Consider the following 25,144-nt stretch of genomic DNA (forward strand, 5'->3'; position numbering starts at 1 on the left):
CGTTGCCCGGGACGTTCACGTTGGTCGCGTCCCGGATCGGCAATCCGGAGATCCGCGCGACGTCCGTGATCCGGGTCCGTGCCGGCCCGGACGACTCGCCCATCGTCCTCGAGCCACCATCGGCGACAGTGGACGCTGGCGGGCGCCGCCAGTTCCACGCCGTTGTCCTGGGCAGCGACGACCAGGCCGTGATCTGGCGCGTCGACGAAGGCGCACGGGGAGGCGCGGTCGATCCCACGGGCCTCTACACGGCTCCTTCGGCACCAGGTGTATTCACTTTAGTCGCAACCAGCGTCATCGACCCCGATCTCAGCGCGTCAGCCTCTATCACCGTGAGGGAACGGGAGCCGGTGGTCGTCACAGTCGAACCGGCCACGATCGACCTCCTCGCCGCGGAGCGCCTGCGATTCCAGGCCATCGTCTCCGGTGCCGACGACACGACCGTGAGCTGGACCACGTCGGCCGGAACAATCGACGCCACCGGCCTCTACACCGCTCCATCCGAACCGGGCACCTACTCGGTGATCGCTACCAGCCTCGCCGATCCGCAGGCCAGCGCCACCGCGCAAGTCACCGTGCGGGCGCAAGAGCCGGTGGTCGTCACGATCGACCCCGCCGAAATCGGCCTTCTCAGCTCCGAGAGCCACCGGTTCCAAGCTCGGGTGTCAGGCATCAACGATCACTCGGTGAACTGGTCCGCGTCGGGCGGCACGATCGACTCCACCGGGCTCTACACCGCTCCGACCGAACTCGGCCTGTACACGGTTGTCGCCACCAGCCTGGTGGATCCGCAGGCGACCGGCACGGCGCAAGTCACAGTGAGGGCGCGAGAACCCGTCGTGGTCTCGATCGACCCGACCTACGTCGAGCTCCTCACCTCAGAGAGCCAGCGGTTCCAAGCCTGGGTGTCCGGCACCGACGATCATTCAGTGAGCTGGTCCGCGTCGGGAGGCACCATCGACTCGACCGGGCTCTACACCGCCCCATCCGAGCAGGGAACCTACTCCGTAGTCGCCACCAGCCTGGCCGACCCGCAGTCCAGCGCCACTGCGCAAGTCGTCGTGAGGGCGCGAGAGCCGGTCGTCGTCACGATCGAACCCGCCGAAATCGAGCTTCTCACTTCCGAGAGTCACCTGTTCCAAGCTCGGGTGTCCGGAACCGACGATCACGGCGTGAGCTGGTCCGCGTCGCGCGGCACGATCGACTCTGGCCTCTATACGGCTCCACCCGAGCCGGGAACCTACACTCTGGTCGCAACCAGCCTGGCCAACCCGCAAAGCAGCGCCACCGCTCAAGTTACGGTCAAGGCACGAGAGCCGGTCGTCGTCACGATCGAACCTTCCGATATCGAGCTCCTCACTTCCGAGAGTCACCTATTCCAAGCTCGGGTTTCGGGAACCGTCGACCAAATAGTGAGCTGGACCGCGTCGGGCGGCACGATCGACTCCACCGGCCTCTACACCGCTTCGACAGAACCAGGCGTGTACACGGTCATCGCCACCAGCCTGGCCGATCCGCAAAGCAGCGCCACCGCGCAGGTCACGGTCAAGGCACGGGAGCCGGTCGTCGTCACGATTGAGCCTACCGAAATCGAGCTTCTCACTTCCGAGAGCCACCGGTTCCAAGCTCGAGTTTCCGGCACCGAGGACCACACCGTCAGCTGGTCCGCGTCGGGCGGCACGATAGTCGCCACGGGCCTCTACACCGCCCCCTCTGAGCCGGGAACCTACTCCGTGGTTGCCACCAGCTTTGCTGATCCGCAGGCCACCGCCACCGCGCAGGTTGTCGTGAGGGCGCGGGAGCCGGTCGTCGTCTCGATCGACCCGATCTACGTCGAGCTCCTCACCTCCGAGAGCCAGCGTTTCCAAGCGTGGGTGTCCGGCACCGACGACCATACGGTGAGCTGGTCAGCGTCAGGCGGCACCATCGACGCAGGGGGCCTCTACACTTCACCGTCGGAGCCGGGAACTTACTCCGTAGTCGCCACCAGCCTGGCCGATCCGCAGAGCGGCGCCACCGCGCAGGTCGTCGTGAGGGCGCGAGAGCCGGTAGTCGTCACGATCGAACCCGCCGAAATCGAGCTTCTCACTTCCGAGAGCCACCTGTTCCAGGCGTCGGTCTCCGGCACCACCGACCAGGCCGTGACCTGGTCCGCAACAGCCGGCGCCATCGACTCAACTGGCCTCTACACCGCACCTTCCCAACCGGGAACCTACGCCGTGATGGTGACCAGCCTCGCCGACCGGCGGGCCACCGCCACGGCGCAGGTCGTCGTGAGGGCGCGAGAGCCGGTCGTCGTCACGATCGAACCCACCGAAATCGAGCTTCTCACTTCCGAGAGCCGCAGGTTCCAGGCGTCGGTATCCGGCACCAACGACCATACGGTGAGCTGGTCGGCATCGGGCGGCACCATCGACCCGACAGGCCTCTTCACCGCCCCGTCTCATCAAGGAACATTCGTGGTCGTCGCGACGAGCCTGGCCGAGCCGCAGAGCAGTGCCACCGCCCAAGTCAGGGTGACGGCGCGAGAGCCGGTCATCGTCACGATCGAACCCGCCGAAATCGAGCTCCTCACCTCTGAGAGCCGCCGGTTCCAGGCGTCTGTATCCGGCACCACCGACCAGGCCGTGACCTGGTCCGCACCAGCAGGCGTCATCGACGCAACCGGCCTCTACACTGCCCCTTCGGACCCGGGAACCTACGCCGTGATTGCGACCAGCCTTGCCGATCCGCAGGCAAGCGCCACCGCGCGGATCATGGTCAAGGCGCGGGAGCCGGTCGTTGTTTCGATCGACCCGATCTTCGTCGAGCTCCTCACCTCCGAGAGCCAGCGGTTCCAAGCGTGGGTATCCGGCACCACCGACCAGGCCGTGACCTGGTTCGCATCGGCCGGCGCCATCGACGCAACCGGTCTCTTCGCCGCCCCGTCTCAACCGGGGACCTACTCCGTGGTTGCCACCAGCTTGGCTGATCCGCAGGCCACCGCCATCGCGCAGGTTGTCGTGAAGGCGCGAGAGCCGATCGTCGTCTCGATCGACCCGATCTTCGTCGAGCTCCTCACCTCCGAGAGCCAGCGGTTCCAAGCGTGGGTATCCGGCACCACCGACCAGGCCGTGACCTGGTTCGCATCGGCCGGCGCCATCGACGCAACCGGCCTCTTCGCCGCCCCGTCTCAACCGGGAACCTACGCCGTAGTCGCCACCAGCCTCGCCGACCCGCGGGCCAGCGCCACCGCGCGGATCACGGTGAGGGCCCGAGAGCCGGTCGTCGTCACAATCGAACCCACCGAGATCGAGCTTCTCACGTCCGAGAGCCACCTGTTCGAATCCCGGGTGTCGGGCACGAACGACGGGCGCGTGAGTTGGTTTGCATCTCACGGGACCGTCGACGACGGAGGCCTTTACACCGCCCCGCCCGAGCCGGGAACCTATGCCGTGACAGCAACCAGCCTCGCCGATCCGCGAGCAAGCGCCACCGCGCAGGTCGTCGTGAGGGCGCGAGAGCCGGTCGTCGTCACGATCGAACCCGCCGAAATCGAGCTTCTCACTTCCGAGAGCCACCGGTTCCAGGCGTCGGTATCCGGCACCACCGACCAAGCCGTGACCTGGTCCGCGTCAGCCGGCTTCATCGACACAACTGGCCTCTTCACCGCCCCGTCTCAGCCAGGAACATTCGTGGTCGTCGCGACGAGCCTGGCAGAGCCGCAGAGCAGTGCCACCGCGCGAGTCAGGGTAATGGCGCGAGAGCCGGTCGTCGTCACGATCGAACCCGCCGAAATCGAGCTCCTCACCTCTGAGAGCCGCCGGTTCCAGGCGTCTGTATCCGGCACCACCGACCAGGCCGTGACCTGGTCCGCACCAGCAGGCGTCATCGACGCAACCGGCCTCTACACTGCCCCTTCGGACCCGGGAATCTACGCCGTGATTGCGACCAGCCTTGCCGATCCGCAGGCAAGCGCCACCGCGCGGATCACGGTCAAGGCGCGGGAGCCGGTCATTGTTTCGATCGACCCGATCTACGTCGAGCTCCTCACCTCCGAGAGCCAGCGATTCCAAGCGTGGGTCTCCGGCACCGACGACCGTACGGTGAGCTGGTCGGCGTCGGGTGGCACCATCGACGGAGGCGGCCTCTACATTGCCCCGTCGGATTCGGGGACCTACTCCGTGGTTGCCACCAGCTTGGCTGATCCGCAGGCCACCGCCACAGCGCAGGTTGTCGTGAAGGCGCGGGAGCCGGTCGTCGTCTCGATCGACCCGACCTACGTCGAGCTCCTCACCTCCGAGAGCCAGCGGTTCCAAGCGTGGGTATCCGGCACCACCGACCAGGCCGTGACCTGGTTCGCATCGGCCGGCGCCATCGACGCAACCGGCCTCTTCGCCGCCCCGTCTCAACCGGGAACCTACGCCGTGGTCGCCACCAGCCTGGCCGATCCGCAGAGCAGCGCCACCGCGCAGGTCGTCGTGAGGGCGCGAGAGCCGGTCGTCGTCACAATCGAACCCGCCGAAATCGAGCTTCTCACTTCCGAGAGCCACCGGTTCCAAACTCGGGTGTCGGGAACCGTCGACCAGACGGTGAGGTGGTCCACGTCGATCGGCACGATCGACTCCAGCGGCCTCTACACCGCTCCGTCTGAACCCGGGATGTACGTGGTCGTCGCCACCAGCCTCGCCGATCCACAGAGCAGCGCCACCGCGCAGGTCGTCGTGAGGGCGCGAGAGCCGATCGTCGTCTCGATCGACCCGATCTACGTCGAGCTCCTCACCTTCGAGAGCCAGCGTTTCCTGGTTTGGTTGTCCGGCACCGCCGATCAATCAGTGAGCTGGTCGGCGTCGGGTGGCACCATCAACGCGGGCGGCCAATTCAATGCCCCGTCGGAGCCGGGGACCTACTCCGTGATCGCCACCAGCCTGGCCGATCCGCAGAGCAGCGCCACTGCGCAGGTCGTCGTGAGGGCGCGAGAGCCGGTGGTCGTCGCGATCGAACCCGCCGAAATCGAGCTCCTCACTTCCGAGAGCCACCGATTTCAAGCTCGGGTTACTGGCACAGACGATCACGGCGTGAGCTGGTTCGCCTCGGGCGGCACGATCGATTTCACCGGCCTCTACACCGCTCCGACAGGACCAGGCGTGTACACGGTCATCGCCACCAGCCTGGCCGATCCGCAGAGCAGCGCCACCGTGCAGGTCGTCGTGAGGGCACGAGAGCCGGTCGTCGTCACGATCGATCCCGCCGAAATCGAGCTTCTCACTTCCGAGAGCCACCGGTTCCAAGCTCGGGTATCCGGCACCAACGACCGTACGGTGAGCTGGTCGACGTCGGGTGGCACCATCGACGAAGGCGGCCTATTCGTTGCTCCGTCAGAGCCGGGAATCTACGCCGTCATCGCCACCAGCCTGGCCGATCCGCACTCCACCGCAACCGCGCGGATCACGGTGTGGGAACGAGAGCCCGTGATCGTCTCGATCGTGCCCGTCGAGATTCAGGTCCTCATCTCGGAAAGCTTCCGGTTCCAGGCGTCGGTATCCGGCACCACCGACCAGGCCGTGACCTGGTCTGCGTCAGCCGGCGTCATCGACGCAACCGGCCTCTTCACCGCCCCGTCTCGGCCTGGAATCTACGCCGTCGTCGCGACGAGCCTGGCCGACCCGCGAGGCAGCGCCACGGCGCGAGTCACGGTGAGGCCGCGAGAGCCCGCAGTCGTCACGATCGCTCCCGGTGATATCGAACTCCTCACCTTGGAGAGCCATCAATTCTACGCGATGGTCTCGGGCGCGAGCGACTCGGCCGTGACCTGGAGCGCGTCCAGGGGCACGATCGACGCCGGCGGCCGATACACCGCTCCGATCGTACCCGGCCTCTACACAGTGGTCGCAACCTCCGTCGCCGATCCTGGCGCCGTCGCCATCGCGTTGGTCACGGTGGTCGAGCCCCCTGTCGAGGGTCTGCTCCCGGCGGACCGGATCACGCTTTGGGAGCCAGGCCTCATGGCGGTTGGCGGGATCCCTTCGGATCACGACGCCCGCCGTCCAGCGACCATCTACCTACCAGCCGGAAATCCGTACGCGGGCTTCTCGGTGAATCCCGCTCTGGCCGACGGCACGACCGACGCCGCGGCCGCCATCCAGGCCGCCCTGAACGCCGCTGGCAACCAGGCCCGCGAAACCAGCCGACGGGTCGTGTACCTAGCCGCCGGTACCTACTTCATCAGCGGCGAAGGCCTGAACGTCCCGAGCTTCGTGACCCTGCGCGGACGCGGGGCCCGCGGCGACACCGTTACGAGGCTCGTCAAAGCCGAAGGAAGCCAAATGTCGGTGATCAACCTCGGCCATCTCTGGGTGAAGAACACGACGCCGGTCGACGTGACCGCGGATGTCCCCCGCGGAGCGACACGGGTGACGCTGGCGCGCAATCCCGGCTACCGCGTGGGCGAGCTCGTCTTCATCGACCAGCTCGTCGACTCCGAACGCGTGGGCTCCTGGTGGAATCCGATCAACCAGCCGGAACCGGACGGTCCCGAGCGCAGCTGGTACTCCCGGCAGAATAGGCCCACCGGCCAAGTGCTCGAGATCGCCGCAATCGACGGGAACACCCTCACCTTCGGCACGCCTGTACGACTCCCGTATTTCACCTCCAACCAGGCCCAGGTGGTCCGGTTCGCCGGCGGCGACCAGGGCGGCCCGATGGTGCCGACCAAGAAGTGGTCGGGAGTCGAGGACCTCTACGTCGCCGGCGGAGAGCAGGGGAACGTCGCCTTCTACGCCACCTCGTACAGCTGGGCGAAGAACGTGGAGAGCGATCGTTCCAACGGAAGCAGCATCGCTTTCGAGAGCACGTTCCGTTGCGAGGCACGGGACTCGTTCTTCCATAGCACCGCGAACCCCAATCCAGGCGGCGGCGGATACGGCATCGACCTTCGGATCTATGCCTCCGACAACCTGGTCGAGAACAACATCTCCTGGAACTTCAACAAGGTGATCACCATGCGCGCCGCCGGCCCCGGCAACGTGGTCGCCTACAACTACTTCGAAGACGGATGGGGCGCCGGGTACCCGATGATTCCCGAGGTGGGCTTGAATGCGTCGCATTACTCGACGACTCACTACACGCTCTTCGAGGGAAACCAGGCCTTCAACATCTCCGGCGACGCCTACTGGGGCAACTCGATCTTCAACCTCTATTTCCGCAACCACGCGACGGGGCGCAGGCGCTCCCTCCCGCCGCTCGAGCTGAGCGACGAGATCACCAGGCGGTTCGTCGAGGTCCCGGAGTGGCACCTCGCGTGCAGCTATGTCGGGAACGTGCTCGGCAGCAGCGACATGAGCGCCGAGCCGCAATCCGGCTTCGTCTACGAAGGCAGGCCGCCCTGGTATTGGGACCCGGTTCCGATTTGGGCAATCGGCGTCGAGCACAACGCCGGACTCGAGGGTCAGGACGCTGCGGTCGTCGCCACGACTCTCCGCCACGGCAACTTCGACTACGTCACCCGGGGGATCGTCTGGGATCCCGGGATCGGAGACCACCGGCTCCCGGCGTCGCTCTATCTGGTCTCGAAGCCCGCCTTCTTCGGTGACCATCCCTGGCCGTGGGTCACGCCGGAGGACGCGGCGAATCGCACAAGGGTCCTCCCTGCGCGAGAGCGATTCGACTCGCTCCTCTCGAGCAGCAACTGACACAAACGGAAACAAACGAACTCACACGCCTCCGCTCGCCTGCCCGTCTCCCCCTCATCGAGACAGGCAGGGTGCGATATCAACTCCGCTGTACGCCTTTCCTCTCACTTCGAAAATGGGGCATCCTCGTTCGGTCTTGGTCGGATGTGACTCCGGTCGCCTCCGTTCCAATCGACTGACGGAAAGGCTGTCGCATTGCGTTCGATGTTCCTCGCCCTCGGCCTTTGTGTGTCTGTTTCTCTGACCGCATGTGGCAATGGGCACTCCCTCCCTCGCGCTCCTTCTGAAGACGCCGAGGTGAGAGACCCAGATTCGCCCCCCGACGAGAACGAGAGTCCCGAGCTGGAGGATCCCGCAGAGCCGGACGATCCGACCGACGGCGACACGACCGGCGAGGATCCGCAGCCGGACGATCCGACCGATGGCGAGACGACCGGCGAAGACCCGCAGCCGGACGATCCGACGGACGGCGACACGACCGGCGAGGATCCGCAACCCGAGGATCCGAACGATGGCGACACGACCGGCGAGGACCCGCAGCCCGGGGATCCGACCGACGGCGACACCACTGGAGAAGACCCGCAGCCCGGAGATCCGAGCGATGGTGACACGACCGGTGGCGACCAGCAGCCCGTGGAGCCAAATCCGACGGCGGTGCTCCCGGCGGATCGGAGCACGCTCTGGAAGCCGGGCCTGACGGCCGTCGGAGGCATTCCGGCTGACGGCGACGCCCGCCGTCCGGCATCCATCTACCTTCCTTCTGGCAACCCCTACGGCGGCTTCTCCGTCGATCCGGCCCTCGGGAACGGCTCCACCGACGCCGCCTCTGCCATCCAGGCTGCCCTGAACGCCGCGGGCAACCAGGCGAGCGAGGCCAGCCGGCGGATCGTCTACCTGAAGGCGGGTACCTACAACATCCGCTCGCAGAGCCTGAACGTCCCCAGCTACGTCACGCTCCGAGGCCAGGGGACCCGCGGGACCTCGGCTACGCGCCTCCTGAAGGCGGCCGGCTCGCAGACCTCGGTTATCAACCTCGGCCACCTCTGGATCAAGAACACCACGCCCGTCGACGTGACCGCGGACGTGCCCCGCGGCGCGACCCGGGTCACCGTGGCGCGGAACCCTGGCTACCAGGTGGGCGAGATGATCTTCATCGACCAGCTCGTCGATCCTGAGCGCGTGGGCTCGTGGTGGAATCCGATCAACCAGGCGAATTCGAACGGCGCCGAGCGCGGCTGGTACTCCCGGCAGAACCGGCCCACCGGCCAGGTGCTGGAGATCGCCGCCATCGACGGAAACGCCCTCACCTTCAGCACCCCCGTGCGCCTTCCCTACTTCACCTCGAACCAGGCGCAGGTGGTCCGCTTCGCCGGCGGCGACCAGGGCGGCCCCATGGTTCCTGTCAAGAAGTGGTCCGGAGTCGAGAACCTCTACGTCGCAGGCGGCGAGCAGGGAAACATCGCGTTCTACGCCGCAGCATACAGCTGGGCGAAGGACGTCGAGAGCGAGCGCTCGAACGGCAGCAGCATCGCCTTCGAGAGCACCTTCCGTTGTGAAGCCCGAGACTCGTTCTTCCACAGCACCGCCAATCCCACGCCGGGCGGCGGCGGATACGGCATCGACCTTCGGAACTACGCCTCCGACAACCTCATCGAGAACAACATCTCCTGGAACTTCAACAAGGTGATCACCATGCGCGGCGCTGGCCCTGGCAACGTGATCGCCTACAACTACTTCGAGGATGGTTGGGGGCGGGATTATCCCACGATCCCGGAGGTGGGCCTGAATGCGTCGCATTACGCGACCCCTCACTACACGCTCTTCGAGGGCAACCAGGCGTTCAACATCTCCGGCGACGCCTATTGGGGCAACTCGATCTACAACGTCTACTTCCGAAACCACGCGACCGGCCGCAGGCGCTCCTTCCCGCCTCTGCAGCTCCGCGACGAGGTCACTCGGCGGTTCGTGGAGGTCCCGGAGTGGCACCTCTCCTGTAGGTACATCGGCAACGTGCTCGGCAGCAGCGACATGAGCTCCGCGCCGCAATCCGGTTTCGTCTACGAAGGCAGGCCGCCCTGGAATTGGAACCCCGTCCCGATGTGGGCCATCGGCGTCGAGCACAACGCAGGCAGGCAGGGACAGGACGCGAGGGTGGTCGCCACGACCCTCCGGAATGGCAACTTCGACTACGTCAGCCGGCGAATCGTCTGGGATCCCGCCATTGGGGAACACGCGCTCCCCGCGTCGCTCTACCTGAGCTCGAAGCCCGCGTTCTTCGGCGATCGCCCCTGGCCGTGGGTGATGCCAGAGGACGAGGCGAACACCACCCGGATCCTCCCGGCGCGCGAGCGCTTCGATCGGCTCATGTCGCAGTAACCGAATTCGCGCCCGCCCGCCCCCCGGGCGGGCGCTGCGGCCCCCAAACAGGCGTGGGGCAGACCCGCGCGGCCCGCTTTAAGTTCGACCTCCACGAGGCGCCGGATCCGAAGCTAGCGCGCCGAAGGGACCAGCGTGGGCCGGCCTCTGCATCTCTGCATCCACGGACACTTCTACCAGCCGCCACGGGAGAACCCCTGGCTGGAGGAGGTGGAGCTCCAGGACTCGGCGGCTCCGTTCCACGACTGGAACGACCGGATCGCCGCCGAATGCTACGGCCCGAACGCCGCCGCCCGCATCCTCACGCCGGGGCGCCGGATCACGGAGGTCGTGAACAACTACCGATCGCTCTCGTTCAACTTCGGCCCCACCCTCCTCTCCTGGATGGAGCGCAAGCGGCCGGAGATCTACCGCGCGATCCTCGAGGCGGACCGCGACTCGTGCCGGGAGCGCGGCGGACACGGGAACGCCCTCGCGCAGGCCTACAACCACTCGATCCTCCCTCTCGAGCCCCGGCGCGACAAGCGCACCCAGATCCGCTGGGGCCTCGCGGACTTCGCCCACCGCTTCGGCCGGAAGGCCGAGGGGATGTGGCTCCCCGAGACGGCGGTGGACGCCGAGAGCCTGGAGCTCATGGCGGCGGAGGGGATCCGCTTCACCGTCCTCTCGCCCTACCAGGCGCGCCGGATCCGCCCCTTCGGACGGGACGAGTGGGAGTCCGTGGAGGGCGGCCGCGTCGATCCCACCAGGCCCTATCTCGTGCGGCTGCCGAACGGCTCGTCGATTGCGGTCTTCTTCTACGACGGGCCCATCGCGAAGGGCCTCGCGTTCGAGGGCGGCCTCTCCTCCGCCGACGAGCTCCTCGCCCGCCTCGAGGGCGGCTTCGACCCCGGACGCGATCACGAGGAGCTGCTCTCGGTGGCCGTCGACGGCGAGACCTTCGGCCACCACAAGAAAGGCGGGGACGAGATCCTCGCCGCCGCGCTGCGCCGGGTGGAGGAGCGAGGCTGGAGCCTGACGAACTACGGTCAGTTCCTGGCATCGCATCCGCCGTCCTGGGAGGTCGAGCTGGCCGAGCCGTCGTCCTGGAGCTGCTCCCACGGGGTGGAGAGGTGGCGGAGCAACTGCGGGTGTTCCACTTCGGGTCAGGATGGATGGCACCAGAAGTGGAGGACGCCGCTGCGGCAGGCGCTCGAGCTGTTGCGCGACGCGCTGGCGGCCCAGTTCGAGCAGGACGGCGGCCAGCTCTTCCAAGACCCCTGGGAAGCCCGTGACCGCTACATCGAGCTCACGCTCTCGCGCACGCCGGAGATCGTGGGACGGTGGCTGGAGGCACGAGCGCGCACGCCAGGCCTCCTCTCCTCGTCCGAGAACCGCGTTCAGGCGCTCCGCCTCCTCGAGGCCCAGCGCCAGGCGATGCGGATGTTCACTTCGTGTGGATGGTTCTTCAACGACGTCTCCAACCTCGAGACCATCCAGATCCTGCGGTACGCCGCGAAGGCGATGCAGCTCGCGCGGGAGGCGGGAGGCCCCTCCCTCGAGCCCGCCTTCCTCTCCGTGCTGGAGCACGCGCCGTCCAACCTCCCGGACCTCGGCAACGGCGCGTCGGTCTACGAGCGCTTCGTCCGGCCATCCATCGCCTCCCTGCAGGGGATCGCCGCCCACCACGCGATCGCCCGCCTCTTCGATCCGGCGCCGGCGGAGGGAGGCAGGCTCTTCTGCTATCGCTTCGAGCAGCTCGCGTTCCGCCGCGAGACGGCGGGACCGGCGACGCTCTCCGTGGGCCGGACCCGCCTGACCAGCGAGCTGACCGACGAGAGCCTCGACGCCACCGTGACCGTGCTCCACTTCGGCGGCACCGACTTCCGCTGCGCGGTCCGGGCGTTCACCGGCGTGGAGAGCCACAACGAGGCGGAGGTCGCGCTCTTCGACGGCCTGGCGCGCTTCTCCCTCTCGGACGTCGTCCGGGGCCTGGACTCCCGCTTCGTCGGGCCGGACTTCGGCCTGCGCCACCTCTTCCTCGACGACAGGCGGGCCCTCGCCGGCAGGTTGACGAGGGAGACACAGGCCCGCTGCGAGAAGGACTACCGGCTGATCTTCGAAGCCAACCGATCGCTGATGGCCTTCCTGCTGGAGATCAATACGCCGATCCCCCGGGAGCTGATGGCCGCGGCCGAGCTCAGCCTCTCCTCCGACCTGCGGCGCGCAATCGAGGACCTGGCGGAGGAAGGGATCGACCTGGGGGCAGCCACGGATCGCGCGCTCCAGATCCTCGCCGAGGCCCGGCGCCTGGGCGCGCGGCTCGCGCTCGACGAGCCGCGGCGATGCGTGGAGGCGCTGGTGGCGCGGCGGATGAGGGAGGCCTCCGCGGGAGGGCTCGCGTCCCGAGGCGGGGAGCTGGTCGAGCTCATCTCGCTGGGCGACGCGCTGGGCGCCGGCCTCGATCTCTCGGAGCCCCAGAACCTCTTCCGCCAGCTCCTGGACGCACCCCTCGGCCCGGTCGAGAGAAACCTCGCCGTGCGGCTCGGCGAGAAGCTCTGGTTCGATCGCGAGGCGCTCGAGCGCCGCCTGTCGGGTGACCCGCCGTCCCCGTGACGCCTTCGTCTCCTGCTTCAGTCGAGCGCGAGCTTCGTAACCGGTCGTTGCTTCCGCTACGCGATCGGCGCTAGCGTTCGCCCTCGTGATCGGCATTCGAGAGATTGAAGAGGCGCGGGCCCGCATCGACGACTTCGTGATCCGGACCCCGTGCCCGCGGTCCGAGACGTTCTCGGCGCTATGCGGCGCCAGGACCTGGTTCAAGCTCGAGAACCTCCAGATGACCGGCTCCTTCAAGGAGCGCGGCGCCCTCAACCGGATCTTGAGCCTGACGCCGGAGGAGCGCGCCCGGGGCGTGATCGCGGCGTCGGCCGGCAACCACGCCCAGGGCGTCGCCTACCACGCCGGTCGGCTGGGCATCCCCGCCACGATCGTGATGCCGGACCGGACCCCGCTGATCAAGGTCGCCAACACGCGACGGTTCGGCGCCAAGGTCGTCCTCGCCGGCGGCAACTTCGACGAGGCCTACGCGGTGGCGCGGCGCCTCCAGGAGGAAGAGAACCTCGTCTTCGTCCACCCCTTCGACGACGACTCCATCATCGCGGGCCAGGGGACGATCGGCCTGGAGCTCCTGGAGCAGATCCCCGACCTCGAGGTGGCGATCGTCCCGATCGGCGGCGGGGGCTTGATCTCCGGGGTCGCCGTCGCCCTGAAGGAGACGCGTCCGCGAATCCGCGTCATCGGCGTGCAGACCGCCGCCTTCCCGTCGATGAAAGCGAGCGTGGACGCCTCGGAGCCCGTCACCGTCGCCGCCGGGCGGACCATCGCGGACGGGATCGCGGTCAAGCGCCCCGGCGGCAAGACGCTCGAGTACGTCCGGCGCTACGTCGACGAGGTGGTGACGGTGGACGAGGAGGAGATCGCGAACGCGATCCTCCTCCTGCTCGAGCGGGAGAAGACGGTGGTCGAAGGCGCTGGCGCGGTCCCGCTGGCCGCCCTGCTGAACCGCCGCTGCTCCGGGACCGAAGGACGAAACGTCGCGATGCTCCTCTCCGGGGGGAACATCGACGTCAACCTGATCAGCCGGATCATCGAGCGCGGCCTGGTGAAGGACGGGCGGATGGTCCGCCTGATGGTCCGGATCGAGGATCGCCCCGGCTCCCTGGCCCGCCTCACGGCGCTCGTGGCTGAGCAGGCGGCGAACATCATCGAGATCCACCACGACCGGGCGTTCGGCAAGTCGGGGTACGGCGAGACCGAGGTCTCCCTCACCCTCGAGACCCGCGGCCGGGACCACGTGGAGCAGCTCACGCAGGCCCTCGACCGGGCCGGCTACCGGATCTCCGAGCTCTGAGGGTGTACCGAGCGACCGCTCAGAGCGTGTGAAGAAATCGCCCCCGCGGCGCGGGAGCGATTCCTTCATCTCGCGCTGCGCGCGAGAAGCGCTCCTTTTCGTTTGCTCGCCTCCGGCTCGCGAGAGCTTGTGAATTCTTCACAAGCTCTCAGTAGAATCCGGTGCCCACGTTCACGAGCCCGCCGTAGGACGCACCCCGGAACCTGAGGCGAGGCGCCGAAGCCTCGATGACAGCGGTAGCGCCGACGGTGACGCGCGGATCGCCGAGGGGAAAGAAAGCGAAGCCGGGGAGGATGGAGATCCGATCGCGATTGTGGTCGGTGCCGATCTCGCCGCTCGCCTCCGCGCGGAGCTGCACCGCCGGCCAGATCCTCCACGCGACGAGCGCGCCGTAGAGCGTGGCAGGGTTGGAGATCCGCTCGCGGAGCTTGAGGACTCCCGCTCGACGGAAGCCATCCGTGAAGCCGATGCGGGCCTGTACGCCGAAGCCTTCGATCGCGAAGCCGTAGATCCCCTGGATCCGGATGTCGGTGTTGTTCGTCGACCACGCGGTTCCGTCGATCGGGAAGGTCACGCCCGGGAGCAGCGCGAGCTGATGGTGTCGCCCGAACGTGAACGGCACACGGAGATCGAGGTCCATGTCCGTCTCGTTGTCTCGCGTCCCGGCCACCTGGTTGAAGAAGGTGACGGACGCCTCCAGCAGGTAGAAGTTGGCGCGGACCCGCTCTGCGAAGACCGGGTTGTCGTGGCCGTCACCCCCGACGAAGGTGAACGCCTCGAAGTTCACGCTCCGCGTGAGCTGCGGATACGTGTAGGCCTCCGCGAAGTTCCAGTCGTGGAGCTGGTGATTGCTGGGCCAGGGCGGGCCCGGGATGCTGGGGAGATCGCCGCTGTCCACCTCGACCTTCTCGCTGGAAGGCGCGGCGTAGAGCTGATGCTCCCGGATTCCCCAGTAGGGCTTGCTCGACTGGAAGCGCGGCCCAGGAGGAATCGCGCCCTCGTGGACCTTGCCCGTCTCCGTCGTGTTGATTGGGGCGCCGGAGACCTCGCCCTCATCCTCGAAGAAGGCCGAAGCGCCCTCCTCGTCTCCCTCCGCGACCACCCATGACCCCTCCGGGGCCGCTTGAGCGATCGCCCCGAGGGGAATGAGGAGCGCGGCGCCGATGGCCACACATCGCCCGAAACCCATCGTCGGATCCCCCGGGCGCCGAATGGACGGCGCCCCTGGGGATCACGCTAGGGAGCGGATTCCGGGCATGCAGGCGAGCGCTACCCCGGCGGGGAGAACCGAGATCAGTAGGGCGCGGCCATCGTGGCGAGGCTGCCGATGATCCCGAGACCCACGCCCAGGGTGATCACGATGAGCAGGACCAGGCGGGGCCCCGTCCACCGATCGTCCGCTGCGCGCTCCAGCTTGAACTCCGTCTCGTTCATCGCTCGTCTCCGGGAAGGAAAAGCGTTCCGCGGGAAACAGCCCCGGCGGGCGCTCCGATCTCGCACCTTCCGCCGATCCCGTCAACCGTGCATCGCTGGCGGCGTGGACCCTTCGTCGCGTCCGGCGAAGGGGTGCTCCCATGAAGCGGGGGCTTGGCACGGCCGACCCTCTCTGCGTAGGATCCGCCCTCGCGCTTCCGCGCCCGTCGGCCCGATATTCGGGCACGCGGCTCCCTGTTTCAAACGCGTCCACTCGATGTCCCGCGAAAACCTTCCTCCCAACGAACCGAATCGCATGGAGGACCTCCTTCCTGCGGATCCCTCCTCCCAGGCCGCGCTCCTGCTCCAGGCAGGCTACGTTCTCGATCCGGCGAGCGGAAACTACTGGCATCCCTACGCCCAGCACTGGCTCGAGGTCGCGTCGGGCCAGTATCTGGACGCCGCGGGCGCACGCCTCGATCCGGCGGTCGCCAGGGCCGCGGTCCACGCCTTGACCGGCTGTGCGGGACCCGCCGCGCCCGCCGAATGGGCTCCCGACGCCTATCCGTCGACGGACTCGGTCCCGGACGACGCGGAAGGGATCTTCGGACGTGCGGCCGCCGACGAAGCGGAGCCGATCGATGACGAGGATCTGATCGACGACGACGAGGTCGAGCTGATCGACCCCACGGCCGGAGTCGAGCCGGGCCAGCTGTCCGCGCAGTTCACCGACTCGTGGCGTGTGGTGATCCACATGGCCTCGGGCGCAGTCCGGCGCGGCAAGCTCGACGGAGCCGACCTCCACGCAGCGTCCATCCGTCTGGCCACGCCCGCAGGGCCGGAGACCCTCGCCACCGACGCGATCAAGGTCATCTTCTTCATGGGCACCGAGGCGCCTGCACCCGCCATCGGCGCGAGGCAGGTGCGGCTCATCCTCTCGGATGGCCGCCCCCTCGCCGGCTACGCCCCCGATCCCCTTCCGACCCAGGGCGGCTTCTTCCTGCTCCCGGCCGATTCCCGCGCGAACACGGCGCGGATCTTCGTCTATCCCCACGCCATCCGCGACGTGGAGCTGACCTGAAGGCGGTCCTTTTGCAACTCAGGCGCATTTGAAGTTGCAACTCCCGACGCTTCGTGCGAGACAAGGGATGGGCCCATGAAGTACCGGGCCCCCGTGGAAGTCGATGCGATCGTTCCTGCGAGTGTTCCTGCTCTTCCTCGTCCTCGTCGCCTACGGCGTCGAGGCTGGGGCCTCGCAGCGCCATTTCCACGATCCCGGCGAGCGCAGCGACTGCGCGGCGTGCTCGTTCCAGGCCACGCCGGGGACGCCGCCCGCCGCTACCGCTCTCGAGCCGCCGGTCTTCGTCGCGCCGCTCGGCGAGGCGATCGGGCGCCATACGGATCCGCCCCCGCCCCTCGAGCCCGCGGACGTCAGCTTCGCCACCTCCCCACCTGCAGCTTGACCTTCGCGCCGTGGTCTGACCCGCGCACTCCGTCGTTCGGAGCGCATCGGCCGTCGTCCACGTCATAGGCGCGCCTGAAGAACGGTCCTGCCGTGCGCCGCGCATGTGGCGCCGGTCCATCGTCGTCAAGCGGTCGGGCTCGTCGTCCAAGCTCGACAGGTGAGCTCCATCCATGTCGTCTCGCAATCCGGCGGGAGGCCTGCGCCTCCTCGCTCGGGGGCTGCGCACCGGCCATCACACCGCGTGTGTCACCCTCTCGCTCCTCGTTCCGGGCGCCCTCTGCGCCTCCCTTCCCTTCTCCGCCTTCGCCCAAGAGGCTCCCGTCGCAGCGCCGGAGCCCGACCGCTCGCAGGCCGCGGCGCCTTCCGCTGCTGGCCAGGCTCCATCCGCACCGGCCCCGGCGTCCTCCCCTGACGAGGACGCCGAGAGGGCCCGCCTGGAAGCGGAGCTCTCCGCCGAGCTCGGCACCACGCAAGGTCCGCCGACCGTCCCGATCCCGAACCCCGAACACCTCCAGACACCGTCGGCACAGCCGGTCGGCAAGCTCCTCCCCGACATCTCGGCGATCGGTACCTTCGCCGCAGCGGGGTTCTCGGGAGAGCCCACCCTGCGGCTCCCCGCCCACGAGCCGACCCATCGCGGGCCGCAGCTCCAGGAGATCGAGCTCGCCTTCCAGTCGAACATCGATCCCTTCGTGCGCGCGGACGTCTTCCTGGCGATCTCCTCGGAGGGCCTCGAGGTCGAGGAGGCCTACGCGACGACGTTGGGTCTCCCCTGGAACCTCCAGCTCCGGGCGGGCCAGTTCTACGCGCCCTTCGGGCGGTTCAACCAGGTGCACTTCCTCGAGGTCACGCCCTTCGCCGACATGCCGCTCCCGAACCGGCGCTTCTTCGGCGGCGAGCAGCTCCGCGGAATCGGCGCCGAGGCCTCGGTGCTCCTCCCCCTCCCCTTCCTGGTGGAGCTCCGGACCGCCGCCATATCCGCGGGGAACGAGGTCTCGTTCGGCGTGCCGGCCCCAGAGATCCAGCGGGTCACCGACCTCATCGGCGTCGCTCGACTGCTCACCTCCTTCGAGCTCACCGACGACCTCACCCTCGTCGCGGGCGCCTCCGCCGCGAACGGCCCCAACTCCACGGGCGGCCCGCTGGTCACCGACAAGAACCGCACCGACATCTGGGGAGGCGATCTCTATCTGCGGCTTCGCGACCGCTCGTCCCGGGCCTACACCGCCCTCCAGGCCGAATACCTCTACCGCCGCGCCACCGCCCCAGACGGGCGCGTGGAGCAGGGAGGCGCGTACGCCTGGCTGGTGCGCAGGTTCGATGCAGAGTGGGAGGCGGCCGTCCGCTACGACTTCCTCGGCCTGCCCGGGGGCAGGGAGCTCGGCTCGCCCGAGCTGGGGGGCGAGATCGGGCCCTTCCTCGAGCCCGCGCGGCAGCAGCGGGTGGGCGCTGCCGTGAGCTACTACCCCTCCGAGTTCCAGCGAATCCGCGTCCAGGCCAACTACGACTTCGGCCTGGAGACGCCCGGCGAACCCGCCAAGGGCGTCCAGGAATACTTCCTCCAGTATCAGCTCGTCATGGGCGCGCACGGCGCGCATCCGTTCTAGGAGAGCGTCATGTCTCGCATTTTGATCCCTCTTCTCGCCCTCGCGCTCGCGGGCAGCGCCTCCGCCGACGTGCGAGTCGTCTCGTCGATCGGCTCCCTCGGCGCCATCGCCAGGGAGGTCGTCGGCAAGCAGGGCAAGGTCACCGTCCTGGCGCCGGCCCACCAGGACCCCCACTTCGTCGACGGCAAGCCGACGATGATGCTCGAGCTGAACCAGGCCGACGTGCTCCTCCAAGCGGGCCTCGGCCTGGAGGTCGGCTGGCTCCCGACCCTCGTCACCGGCGCGCGCAACGGCAAGATCCAGCCGGGCCGCCCAGGAAACATCGACGCATCCGCCTTCGTCGGGCCGCTGCTCGACTCGGACGCAAAGCTCGATCGCTCCCTCGGCGACGTGCACCCCGGCGGGAACCCGCACTACTGGCTCGACCCGCGCCGGGCGAAGCGCATCGCGACCGGCCTCGCGGAGCGTCTCGCCAGCCTGGATCCGGAGAACGCCGCGGCCTATCGGGCCAACGCCGCCGCCTTCGGAGCAGCCCTCGATCCGAAAATCGCGGAGTGGGAGAAGGCGATGGCGCCCTTCCGCGGCCGGGCCATCGTCCCGTACCACAAGAGCCTCGCGTACCTGGAGGACTGGCTCGGGCTGAAGGAGGTGGCGACGGTGGAGCCGCTGCCCGGGATCTCTCCCTCGCCCTCCCACCTCGCCGGCGTGATCATGCAGCTCCGTCAGACGAAGCCGCCCGCCGTGGTGGCCGCCGAGCCCTGGTACAACCTGCGGACCGCGGAGACGGTCGCCGAGAAGGGAGGCGCGACGCTCGTGCGCCTCCCGGGCGACGTCGGCTCGGTCCCGGGCAAGGACTCGTACATCGCCCACCTCGACGAGCTGATCTCGCGCCTCCGGGCCGGGCTGGAGGGGCGATGACGAGCCGCATCACGCGCAGCGATCCTCGTCGTTCTGCATCGCACCTCGCTACCCTCGCCGGTGCGGCCCTGCTCCTCGCGGGGTGCGCCACCGGTTTCGGCGAGGCGGCGACCGGGACGGTCGACGTCGTGGTCGTTCCCGCAGGGACCGTCTCCGGCGGCGTCCGATTCGAGTCCGCCTTCCTCACGGTGACGGGCATCGAGCTCGAGGAAGCCGAGGCCGAAGCCGGCGCGGACGGGGGGCACGGGCACCACCATCACCTTTTCGAGCCCGCTCCGCTGGCGGGCCCGGTCACCCTCGACCTCCTCGGCGGCGCGCAGACCGTGCGGCGGCTCACCGTCCCCGCCTCGAGCTTCACGGCGTTGGCGGTAGGCCAGGCGCCGGCGTTCGACGGCGTGGCGGCGGGCTGTGCCTTTTTCGCGCGGGGCACCGCCACGCTCGACGGCGACAACGTGCCGGTGCGCATCTGCCTGAAGGCGGTGACCGGCGTGCTCGCCCGCGTCCCGCTGGAGCTCGACATCGGCCACGAGGAAGAGGCCGAGATGCGCCTCTTGCTCTCGGTGAACGATCTCCTCACCGACGTGGACGTCTCCCTCCTGCCCCGCGAGGGCGACGGCTCGATCGTCATCGACGCGCGCCGTCCCTTCGAGGCGACGGTGATCCGCAAAAACCTCGAGTCGGCCTTCTCCACTCTCTAGTCCCTTCGCCCCGCGGGCGGAGGGCACCTCCACTCTCAACCACCGTTCGCCGCCTGCCCCGGTTTCCCGGGGACGGGACGGAACGGGAACGCACAACCCAAGGAATCCGCGACGTGTCTCTCTTCCGCAACCTCCTCTTGGCTTCGCTCCTCGTGACCCTCTCCGCGTGCGGGAACGGGGACGACTCCTCGAACGACGGCCACACCCACGACGATCTCGCCGAGCTCGCCGAGCACGCCTGCGAGCACGGCCAGGACGGCCCCTTCCTCGAGGTGAACGCCTCTCTCACTCGCGGGGACGCCGCAGAGGCGGTGAGCCGCGCCCACACCGCCTTCCGGATCGCCCTCCCCGAGGACTCCGACGGCACCCACCGCGGCGCCGTCGTCTACACCGCGACGGCTACCGGCGAGGTGGTCTTCTTCCTCTCCGCAGACGTCCCGCTCTCCGTTCATGACGGGGAGGCCGAGGTCGAGATCGAGGCGGAGGGAAAGGTGGACGCCTGCCCCGCCGTGATCACGAAGGCCGTGACCGTCGACGTGACCGCGGGCACCGAGTACGTCCTCGAGCTCGGCCCCACCGACGCAGCCACGGTGACGCTCGTGGCGGTCTCGGCAGGCGGCCACGCCCACTAGGACGAGAACCCGCGCGGCGTTCAGGCGCTCGCGCGGCTGCCCTCCACCTGCCCCTCGAGCGACCGGGGGCAGGTGGCCCAATCCCGCGGATTCGTTGCGACACCCCCCTCGCAGATCCATACTCCCGAGCCCATGTCAGTCCCCCCCGAAATCCAGGCCCCCGAAATCCAGGCCGTGCCCGCGCGGGAGCCCGTCGTGCGCTTCCGGAGCGCCGTCCTGGGCCACGGTCGGCGCCGCATCGCGGGCCCCATCGACTTCGAGCTGGGCGCCCGGGAGTTCCTGGTGGTGGCCGGCGCCAACGGCACCGGCAAATCCACCTTCGTCAGGACGATGCTGGGCGTGCTCCCGCCGCTCGCCGGAAGCGTCGAGGCCAAGGCCGCCCGCTTCGGCTACGTGCCGCAGCGCGAGCGCCTCGACGAGATCTGGCCCTTCTCCGTGCTCGAGATCGCGCTCATGGGCCTGATCCCGGGCCTCGGCCCCTTCCGCTTCTTCGACAAGGCCGCGAGGCGGCGCGCCGAGACCCTCGTGGAAGAGGTAGGGCTCGGCGGCCTCGCATCCCGCCCCTTCCGCGATCTCTCGGGAGGCCAGCAGCAGCGCGCGCTCATCGCCCGCGCCCTCGCCTCCGAGCCCGACGTGCTGGTGCTCGACGAGCCCACCAACCACCTGGACGTCCCGGGCGAGCGGGCGATCTTCGAGCTCCTCGGCACGATCCACCGGGAGCGGCCCTGTGCGCTGGTGGTGATCTGCCACCACCTGGAGCCGGTGCTCCGCCTGGCCACCCGCCTCGGCGTCCTCCGGGGCGGCGCCCTCCAGGCCGGCTCGGTAGACGAGGTGCTGAGGGCCGGCGCCCTCGAGGGCCTCGTGGACGACGGCTTCACTCTTCGTGCAGGCGGCGCAAGGGAGACCGGCGCGTGAACGGGATTTCGTTTTGGGAGGCGAGCTTCCTCTGGCGCGATCCGCTGATCGCCGTCTGCCTCGGCGCCTTCCTCTGCTCCCTCGCCGGCGTCTTCGTGGTGCTCAAGCGCTCCGCCTTCGTGGGAGCCGCCGTCTCGCAGGCAGCGGGGCTCGGCGTAGTCCTCGCCCTCCTCGCTCCCCACGTGATCGGCCTCTCGCCGCCGCCGCTCGCCGCCGGAATCCTCGTAGGCGCGTCGTCCGCGGGCCTCTTCTCCCTCTCCCGCAAGGGCGGGCGCGTCGGGGTCGAGTCCTCCATCGCCCTCGCCTACGTGATCGCCGGCGCGGCCTCGCTCCTCCTGGGCGTCTTCCTCACCCACGAATACGAGGCCGTCCACTCCCTCCTCTTCGGCGACGCGGTCGCCGCTCCGCCGGAGGAGCTCCTCGCCCTGGCCGTCACGGCCGTGGGAATCGCCCTCATCCAGCTCGCCTTCGGGCGGAAGCTCCTCTTCGTCTCCTTCGATCCGGAGACCGCCCGGGCGATGGGGATGGCGGTCCGCCGCTACAACGCCACGCTCTACTTCTCCATCGGCCTCGGCCTCGCCGTCGCCACCCGCGCGCTGGGAGCGCTCCCCGTCTTCGCGCTCACCGTGATCCCGGCAGCCGGCGGCCTCCTCCTCTTCGACAGGCTCCGGGCGGTCTTCGCCTTCGCGATCGGCACCGCCCTCGCCTCCGGCGTGGTCGGCTACTACCTCTCCTTCGTCTGGGAGAAGCCTACCGGGGCGATGATCGTCGCCTGCGCCGCGATCGCCCTCGTTCCCGGGTCCGTCCGCAGCCTCCTGAGGCGCTGATCCCCTGACTGGTCAGTGCAGCCAGGGCCCGCTGCCGTCGTCGGATCGCTTCGGGCGTGCGACGTTGGTGCGATCGTCGCCCTTCTTCTCGCCCTCGATCACGGAGAAGCGGCGGGTGCGCCTCTTGAGCTCCCGCTCGATCCTCCACGCCCGAAACCGCAGCCACGCGCGCCGAGGGCGGAAGAGGCCGTTCGCGAAGGCCAGCGCCGCCACCATCGAGAAGAACGCCGGCAACATGCGCGCCGGGCCGTCGACGATCGCGAAGAGCGCCAGGATCCCGAAGGCGACCAGCGTGAGCTGCCGGCCCTGCACCGGCAGCACGAACATCAGGTAGACCGGCTGCCGCGCGAAGTGGTGGGCGAAGAGGATCGTGAGGGCGCCGAGGGCGACCCACAGCCCCGTGTACGGCGCGGACGCGAAGCCGAAGAGATAGGCGAAGGGGATCGTGGCGAGGGCGCCCAGCGCCGAGGCGCCGAGGTAGAAGCCGAGGAACCGCCGCGGCCCGAGCACCGCCTCCACCTGGCTGCCGATCGAGTACAGGAACCAGAGCGAGATCAGGAAGGAGAAGATCGCGCCACCGGACGGAAGGGGCACCACCAGCGCGTAGGTGACGACCTGCCAGAGCTCGCCTGCCAGGACGCTCGACGGGCGGAAGATCAGGTGTCCGAGGAGCCCGCCCGGATAGACGTTGCCGGTAATGGCGACGAGGATCGAGAGGGCGGCGATCACCACCGTGAGCCGGGTGGTCATGGTCCCACCCGCGCCGAATCCCCCACCCCCGCCCCAACGTCGCATCGGCCTCAAACTCGTTTCCTTCCCGCTCGGAGCGGCACAGCCCGGATCCAGGAGAGCATAAGCCTCCTCCCGGTGACCGCAACGGGTGCGTGTGGGAGGGCCTTCCCGACCGCGAGCCTCGACACGATCCGCGACGGCTCGAGCCCCTGGAGGGCGAGCCAAGGGCCGCAGCGGCTACTAACGATCGATCGCCTTCTCACGGAAGAAGAGCGTGATCGAGAGGCAGTGGAATTCCTTGTCCGACGACTGGGTCACGACCTTGTCGAGGATCTCCAGGTTCGGATTCTCGCGCAGCCACTTCGTGATGTTGTCGCCCATGCTCTCCCGATCGCGCGCGAGCGTGGTCGAGAACACCTTGACCCCCGTGAAGTGCGGCATCTCCCTCGCCTCCTGAACCGCCGCCGCCTGCGTCGCAGCGATGGTGGTCGCCTCCCCCGTTGGCGACCCACATCGCCGTCAGCGAGGTCCTGCCTGGCCGGCTCGTCCCCCGAGTCTCCTCCGGCCGCCCGGCCGCCGCAACAAAAGATCGGCGCCGGGCCGGACGGTTTCAGAGCGCCGCGGCGCCCTCGTACTCTCTCACCGCGTCCCGGATCGCGGCGTCGCTCAGCGTGACAGCCGAGGCCTTCGCCTTCGCGAGGATGAACTTCCCGAGCTCCTCCGTGGCCGCCATGCCCTGCTGCTCCAGCCAGAAGGTCACGTTCGACATCCCGCTCATCGGCCCAACGTCGATGGTCTGGCCCTTGCCGAACTCGCCGGCCGGCACGGCCGAGTAGACGCGATCGGCGAGCCACTCGTCGCCTCGGCGCTTGGCCTTGATGATCGCGGCGGCGTGGACGCCGGTGGCGGTGCGGAAGGCGTCCTCGCCCACCAGCGGATAGTTGATGGGGATCCCGACCTTCGTCGCGGTGGCCACCGCTCGGACGAACTCCACCAGCTTGGTGAGGTCCCGGTCGATGACGCCTAGCAGCTTCAGGTTCACGAGGAGCTGGTCGATCGCGGTGTTGCCGACGCGCTCGCCGATTCCCATCGCGGTGCCGTGGAGGCGGTCCGCGCCGTACTCCAGCGCGAAGAGGGTGTTCACCACCGCCAGGCCGCGGTCGTTGTGCCCGTGCCAGTCGATCTTCACGTCGGCGCCGCTCTCGGCGATCAGGGCCTTGGTGAAGGCGATCAGGCGGCGCACGCCGTCGGGGGTCGCGTGGCCCACGGTGTCACAGAGGCAGAGGCGCGAGGCCCCGTGCTCGATCGCGCTGCGGAAGAGCACCTCCAGCGTCGCAGGCGACGAGCGGGTGGTGTCCTCGGTGACGTAGCAGATGTCGAGGTTCTCTTTCACCGCGAAGTCGATCGCCTTCTGGGAGGCCTCGCGGATGTGCTCCACCGTCCACCCTTCCGCGTACTGGCGGATCGGCGAGGAGCCGATGAAGGCGTAGGCCGTGAGCGGGATCCCGACCTTCTGCTGAATGTCGGCGATCGGCGCCATGTCCGAGACCACCGTCCGCCCAGCGGCGCAGACCCGCAGGGGGAGCCGGTTGTCGCGGACGTAGGTGGCGATCGCGGTCACGTCGTCGTACGCCCGCTGGCCGGCGCACGGGAGCCCGACGTCGGCGGCGCCGATTCCCAGGTCCGCCATGAGCTGGATGATCCGGAGCTTCTCCTCCACCGAGGGATCCGCCACCGAAGGCGACTGGAGGCCGTCCCGCAGCGACTCGTCGAAGAGGTCGAACGAGCGGCCGCTCATGGGGGCCGTCGAAGCGGTGTCGTTCCAGTCGTGGATCAGCTGCGCGTGCTCGGGAGAAGGGGTCGACACGGACATCTCGGTCTCCAGCTAGAGGGGGCACCACTCTGCCAGCCGCTTCGGGTCGGGTAAAGCCACCGAGACGTGAGAAGAGCCCGGATCCGCATGTGGGACCCGAGCTCTTCGGCTCGCACCAGGCGCGTCGTC

Annotated in this window: 17 protein-coding genes; 12 read left to right on the forward strand and 5 right to left on the reverse strand. The window is 68.7% G+C overall.

Annotated features, from left to right (window positions below; genetic code table 11):
* Nucleotides 1–20: 20 nt before the first annotated feature.
* The 4 genes from AKJ08_RS09105 (at nt 21) to AKJ08_RS09120 (ending at nt 13,935) form a co-directional block, all read left to right on the forward strand.
* Nucleotides 21–7,670 (forward strand): glycosyl hydrolase family 28-related protein, encoded by a 7,650-nt coding sequence (locus tag AKJ08_RS09105; RefSeq protein ID WP_157370584.1) that lies wholly within the window; start codon nt 21–23, stop codon nt 7,668–7,670.
* A 297-nt stretch (nt 7,671–7,967) separates the two neighbouring features.
* Nucleotides 7,968–10,046 carry a glycosyl hydrolase family 28-related protein gene (locus tag AKJ08_RS09110; protein WP_050725779.1) on the forward strand — a complete coding sequence of 693 codons (2,079 nt, stop codon included), beginning with the start codon at nt 7,968–7,970 and terminating at the stop codon, nt 10,044–10,046.
* 135 nt (nt 10,047–10,181) lie between these two features.
* Nucleotides 10,182–12,641, forward strand: a complete 2,460-nt coding sequence (locus AKJ08_RS09115; RefSeq protein ID WP_050725780.1) for a DUF3536 domain-containing protein — start codon at nt 10,182–10,184, stop codon at nt 12,639–12,641.
* 85 nt (nt 12,642–12,726) lie between these two features.
* The gene (locus AKJ08_RS09120; RefSeq protein WP_050725781.1) at nt 12,727–13,935 is read left to right on the forward strand and encodes a threonine ammonia-lyase; all 1,209 of its coding nucleotides are present in this window, start codon (nt 12,727–12,729) and stop codon (nt 13,933–13,935) included.
* 148 nt (nt 13,936–14,083) lie between these two features.
* Here AKJ08_RS09120 and AKJ08_RS09125 read toward each other — a convergent pair whose 3' ends face one another.
* Nucleotides 14,084–15,124, reverse strand: coding sequence for a hypothetical protein (locus AKJ08_RS09125; RefSeq protein WP_157370585.1), 1,041 nt, complete (start codon nt 15,122–15,124; stop codon nt 14,084–14,086).
* Nucleotides 15,125–15,228: 104 nt separating this feature from the next.
* Complete coding sequence (locus AKJ08_RS19245; protein ID WP_157370586.1) at nt 15,229–15,369, reverse strand: hypothetical protein; 141 nt, start codon at nt 15,367–15,369, stop codon at nt 15,229–15,231.
* Between the two features lie 295 nt (nt 15,370–15,664).
* On the opposite strand from AKJ08_RS19245, the gene AKJ08_RS09130 reads away from it, so the two are divergent.
* The 8 genes from AKJ08_RS09130 to AKJ08_RS09165 all read left to right on the forward strand — a co-directional run bounded on the left by AKJ08_RS09130 (nt 15,665) and on the right by AKJ08_RS09165 (nt 22,410).
* The gene (locus AKJ08_RS09130; RefSeq protein WP_050725783.1) at nt 15,665–16,429 is read left to right on the forward strand and encodes a DUF6982 domain-containing protein; all 765 of its coding nucleotides are present in this window, start codon (nt 15,665–15,667) and stop codon (nt 16,427–16,429) included.
* 103 nt (nt 16,430–16,532) lie between these two features.
* Complete coding sequence (locus tag AKJ08_RS09135) at nt 16,533–16,811, forward strand: hypothetical protein (protein WP_050725784.1); 279 nt, start codon at nt 16,533–16,535, stop codon at nt 16,809–16,811.
* A 172-nt stretch (nt 16,812–16,983) separates the two neighbouring features.
* The gene (locus AKJ08_RS09140; protein ID WP_050725785.1) at nt 16,984–18,420 is read left to right on the forward strand and encodes a hypothetical protein; all 1,437 of its coding nucleotides are present in this window, start codon (nt 16,984–16,986) and stop codon (nt 18,418–18,420) included.
* A 9-nt stretch (nt 18,421–18,429) separates the two neighbouring features.
* Nucleotides 18,430–19,338 carry a metal ABC transporter substrate-binding protein gene (locus AKJ08_RS09145; RefSeq protein ID WP_050725786.1) on the forward strand — a complete coding sequence of 303 codons (909 nt, stop codon included), beginning with the start codon at nt 18,430–18,432 and terminating at the stop codon, nt 19,336–19,338.
* A complete protein-coding gene (locus tag AKJ08_RS09150) occupies nt 19,335–20,036 on the forward strand; it encodes a hypothetical protein (protein ID WP_050725787.1) in 702 nt (233 codons plus the stop codon). The genes AKJ08_RS09145 and AKJ08_RS09150 overlap by 4 nt, the downstream gene beginning before the upstream one ends.
* 113 nt (nt 20,037–20,149) lie before the next feature.
* Nucleotides 20,150–20,668, forward strand: coding sequence for a hypothetical protein (locus tag AKJ08_RS09155; RefSeq protein WP_050725788.1), 519 nt, complete (start codon nt 20,150–20,152; stop codon nt 20,666–20,668).
* Nucleotides 20,669–20,800: 132 nt separating this feature from the next.
* The gene (locus tag AKJ08_RS09160; protein WP_082342988.1) at nt 20,801–21,583 is read left to right on the forward strand and encodes a metal ABC transporter ATP-binding protein; all 783 of its coding nucleotides are present in this window, start codon (nt 20,801–20,803) and stop codon (nt 21,581–21,583) included.
* Complete coding sequence (locus tag AKJ08_RS09165; RefSeq protein ID WP_050725790.1) at nt 21,580–22,410, forward strand: metal ABC transporter permease; 831 nt, start codon at nt 21,580–21,582, stop codon at nt 22,408–22,410. The genes AKJ08_RS09160 and AKJ08_RS09165 overlap by 4 nt, the downstream gene beginning before the upstream one ends.
* Before the next feature lie 12 nt (nt 22,411–22,422).
* Here AKJ08_RS09165 and AKJ08_RS09170 read toward each other — a convergent pair whose 3' ends face one another.
* From AKJ08_RS09170 to AKJ08_RS09180, 3 genes are all read right to left on the reverse strand, one after another.
* Nucleotides 22,423–23,205, reverse strand: coding sequence for a rhomboid family intramembrane serine protease (locus AKJ08_RS09170; protein WP_157370587.1), 783 nt, complete (start codon nt 23,203–23,205; stop codon nt 22,423–22,425).
* Between the two features lie 177 nt (nt 23,206–23,382).
* A complete protein-coding gene (locus AKJ08_RS09175) occupies nt 23,383–23,583 on the reverse strand; it encodes a hypothetical protein (protein WP_050725792.1) in 201 nt (66 codons plus the stop codon).
* A 169-nt stretch (nt 23,584–23,752) separates the two neighbouring features.
* The gene (locus AKJ08_RS09180; protein ID WP_082342990.1) at nt 23,753–25,015 is read right to left on the reverse strand and encodes a LeuA family protein; all 1,263 of its coding nucleotides are present in this window, start codon (nt 25,013–25,015) and stop codon (nt 23,753–23,755) included.
* Nucleotides 25,016–25,144 lie beyond the last annotated feature (129 nt).

Origin of the sequence: Vulgatibacter incomptus (assembly GCF_001263175.1) — a bacterium.
GTDB classification, from domain to species: Bacteria; Myxococcota; Myxococcia; order Myxococcales; family Vulgatibacteraceae; genus Vulgatibacter; species Vulgatibacter incomptus.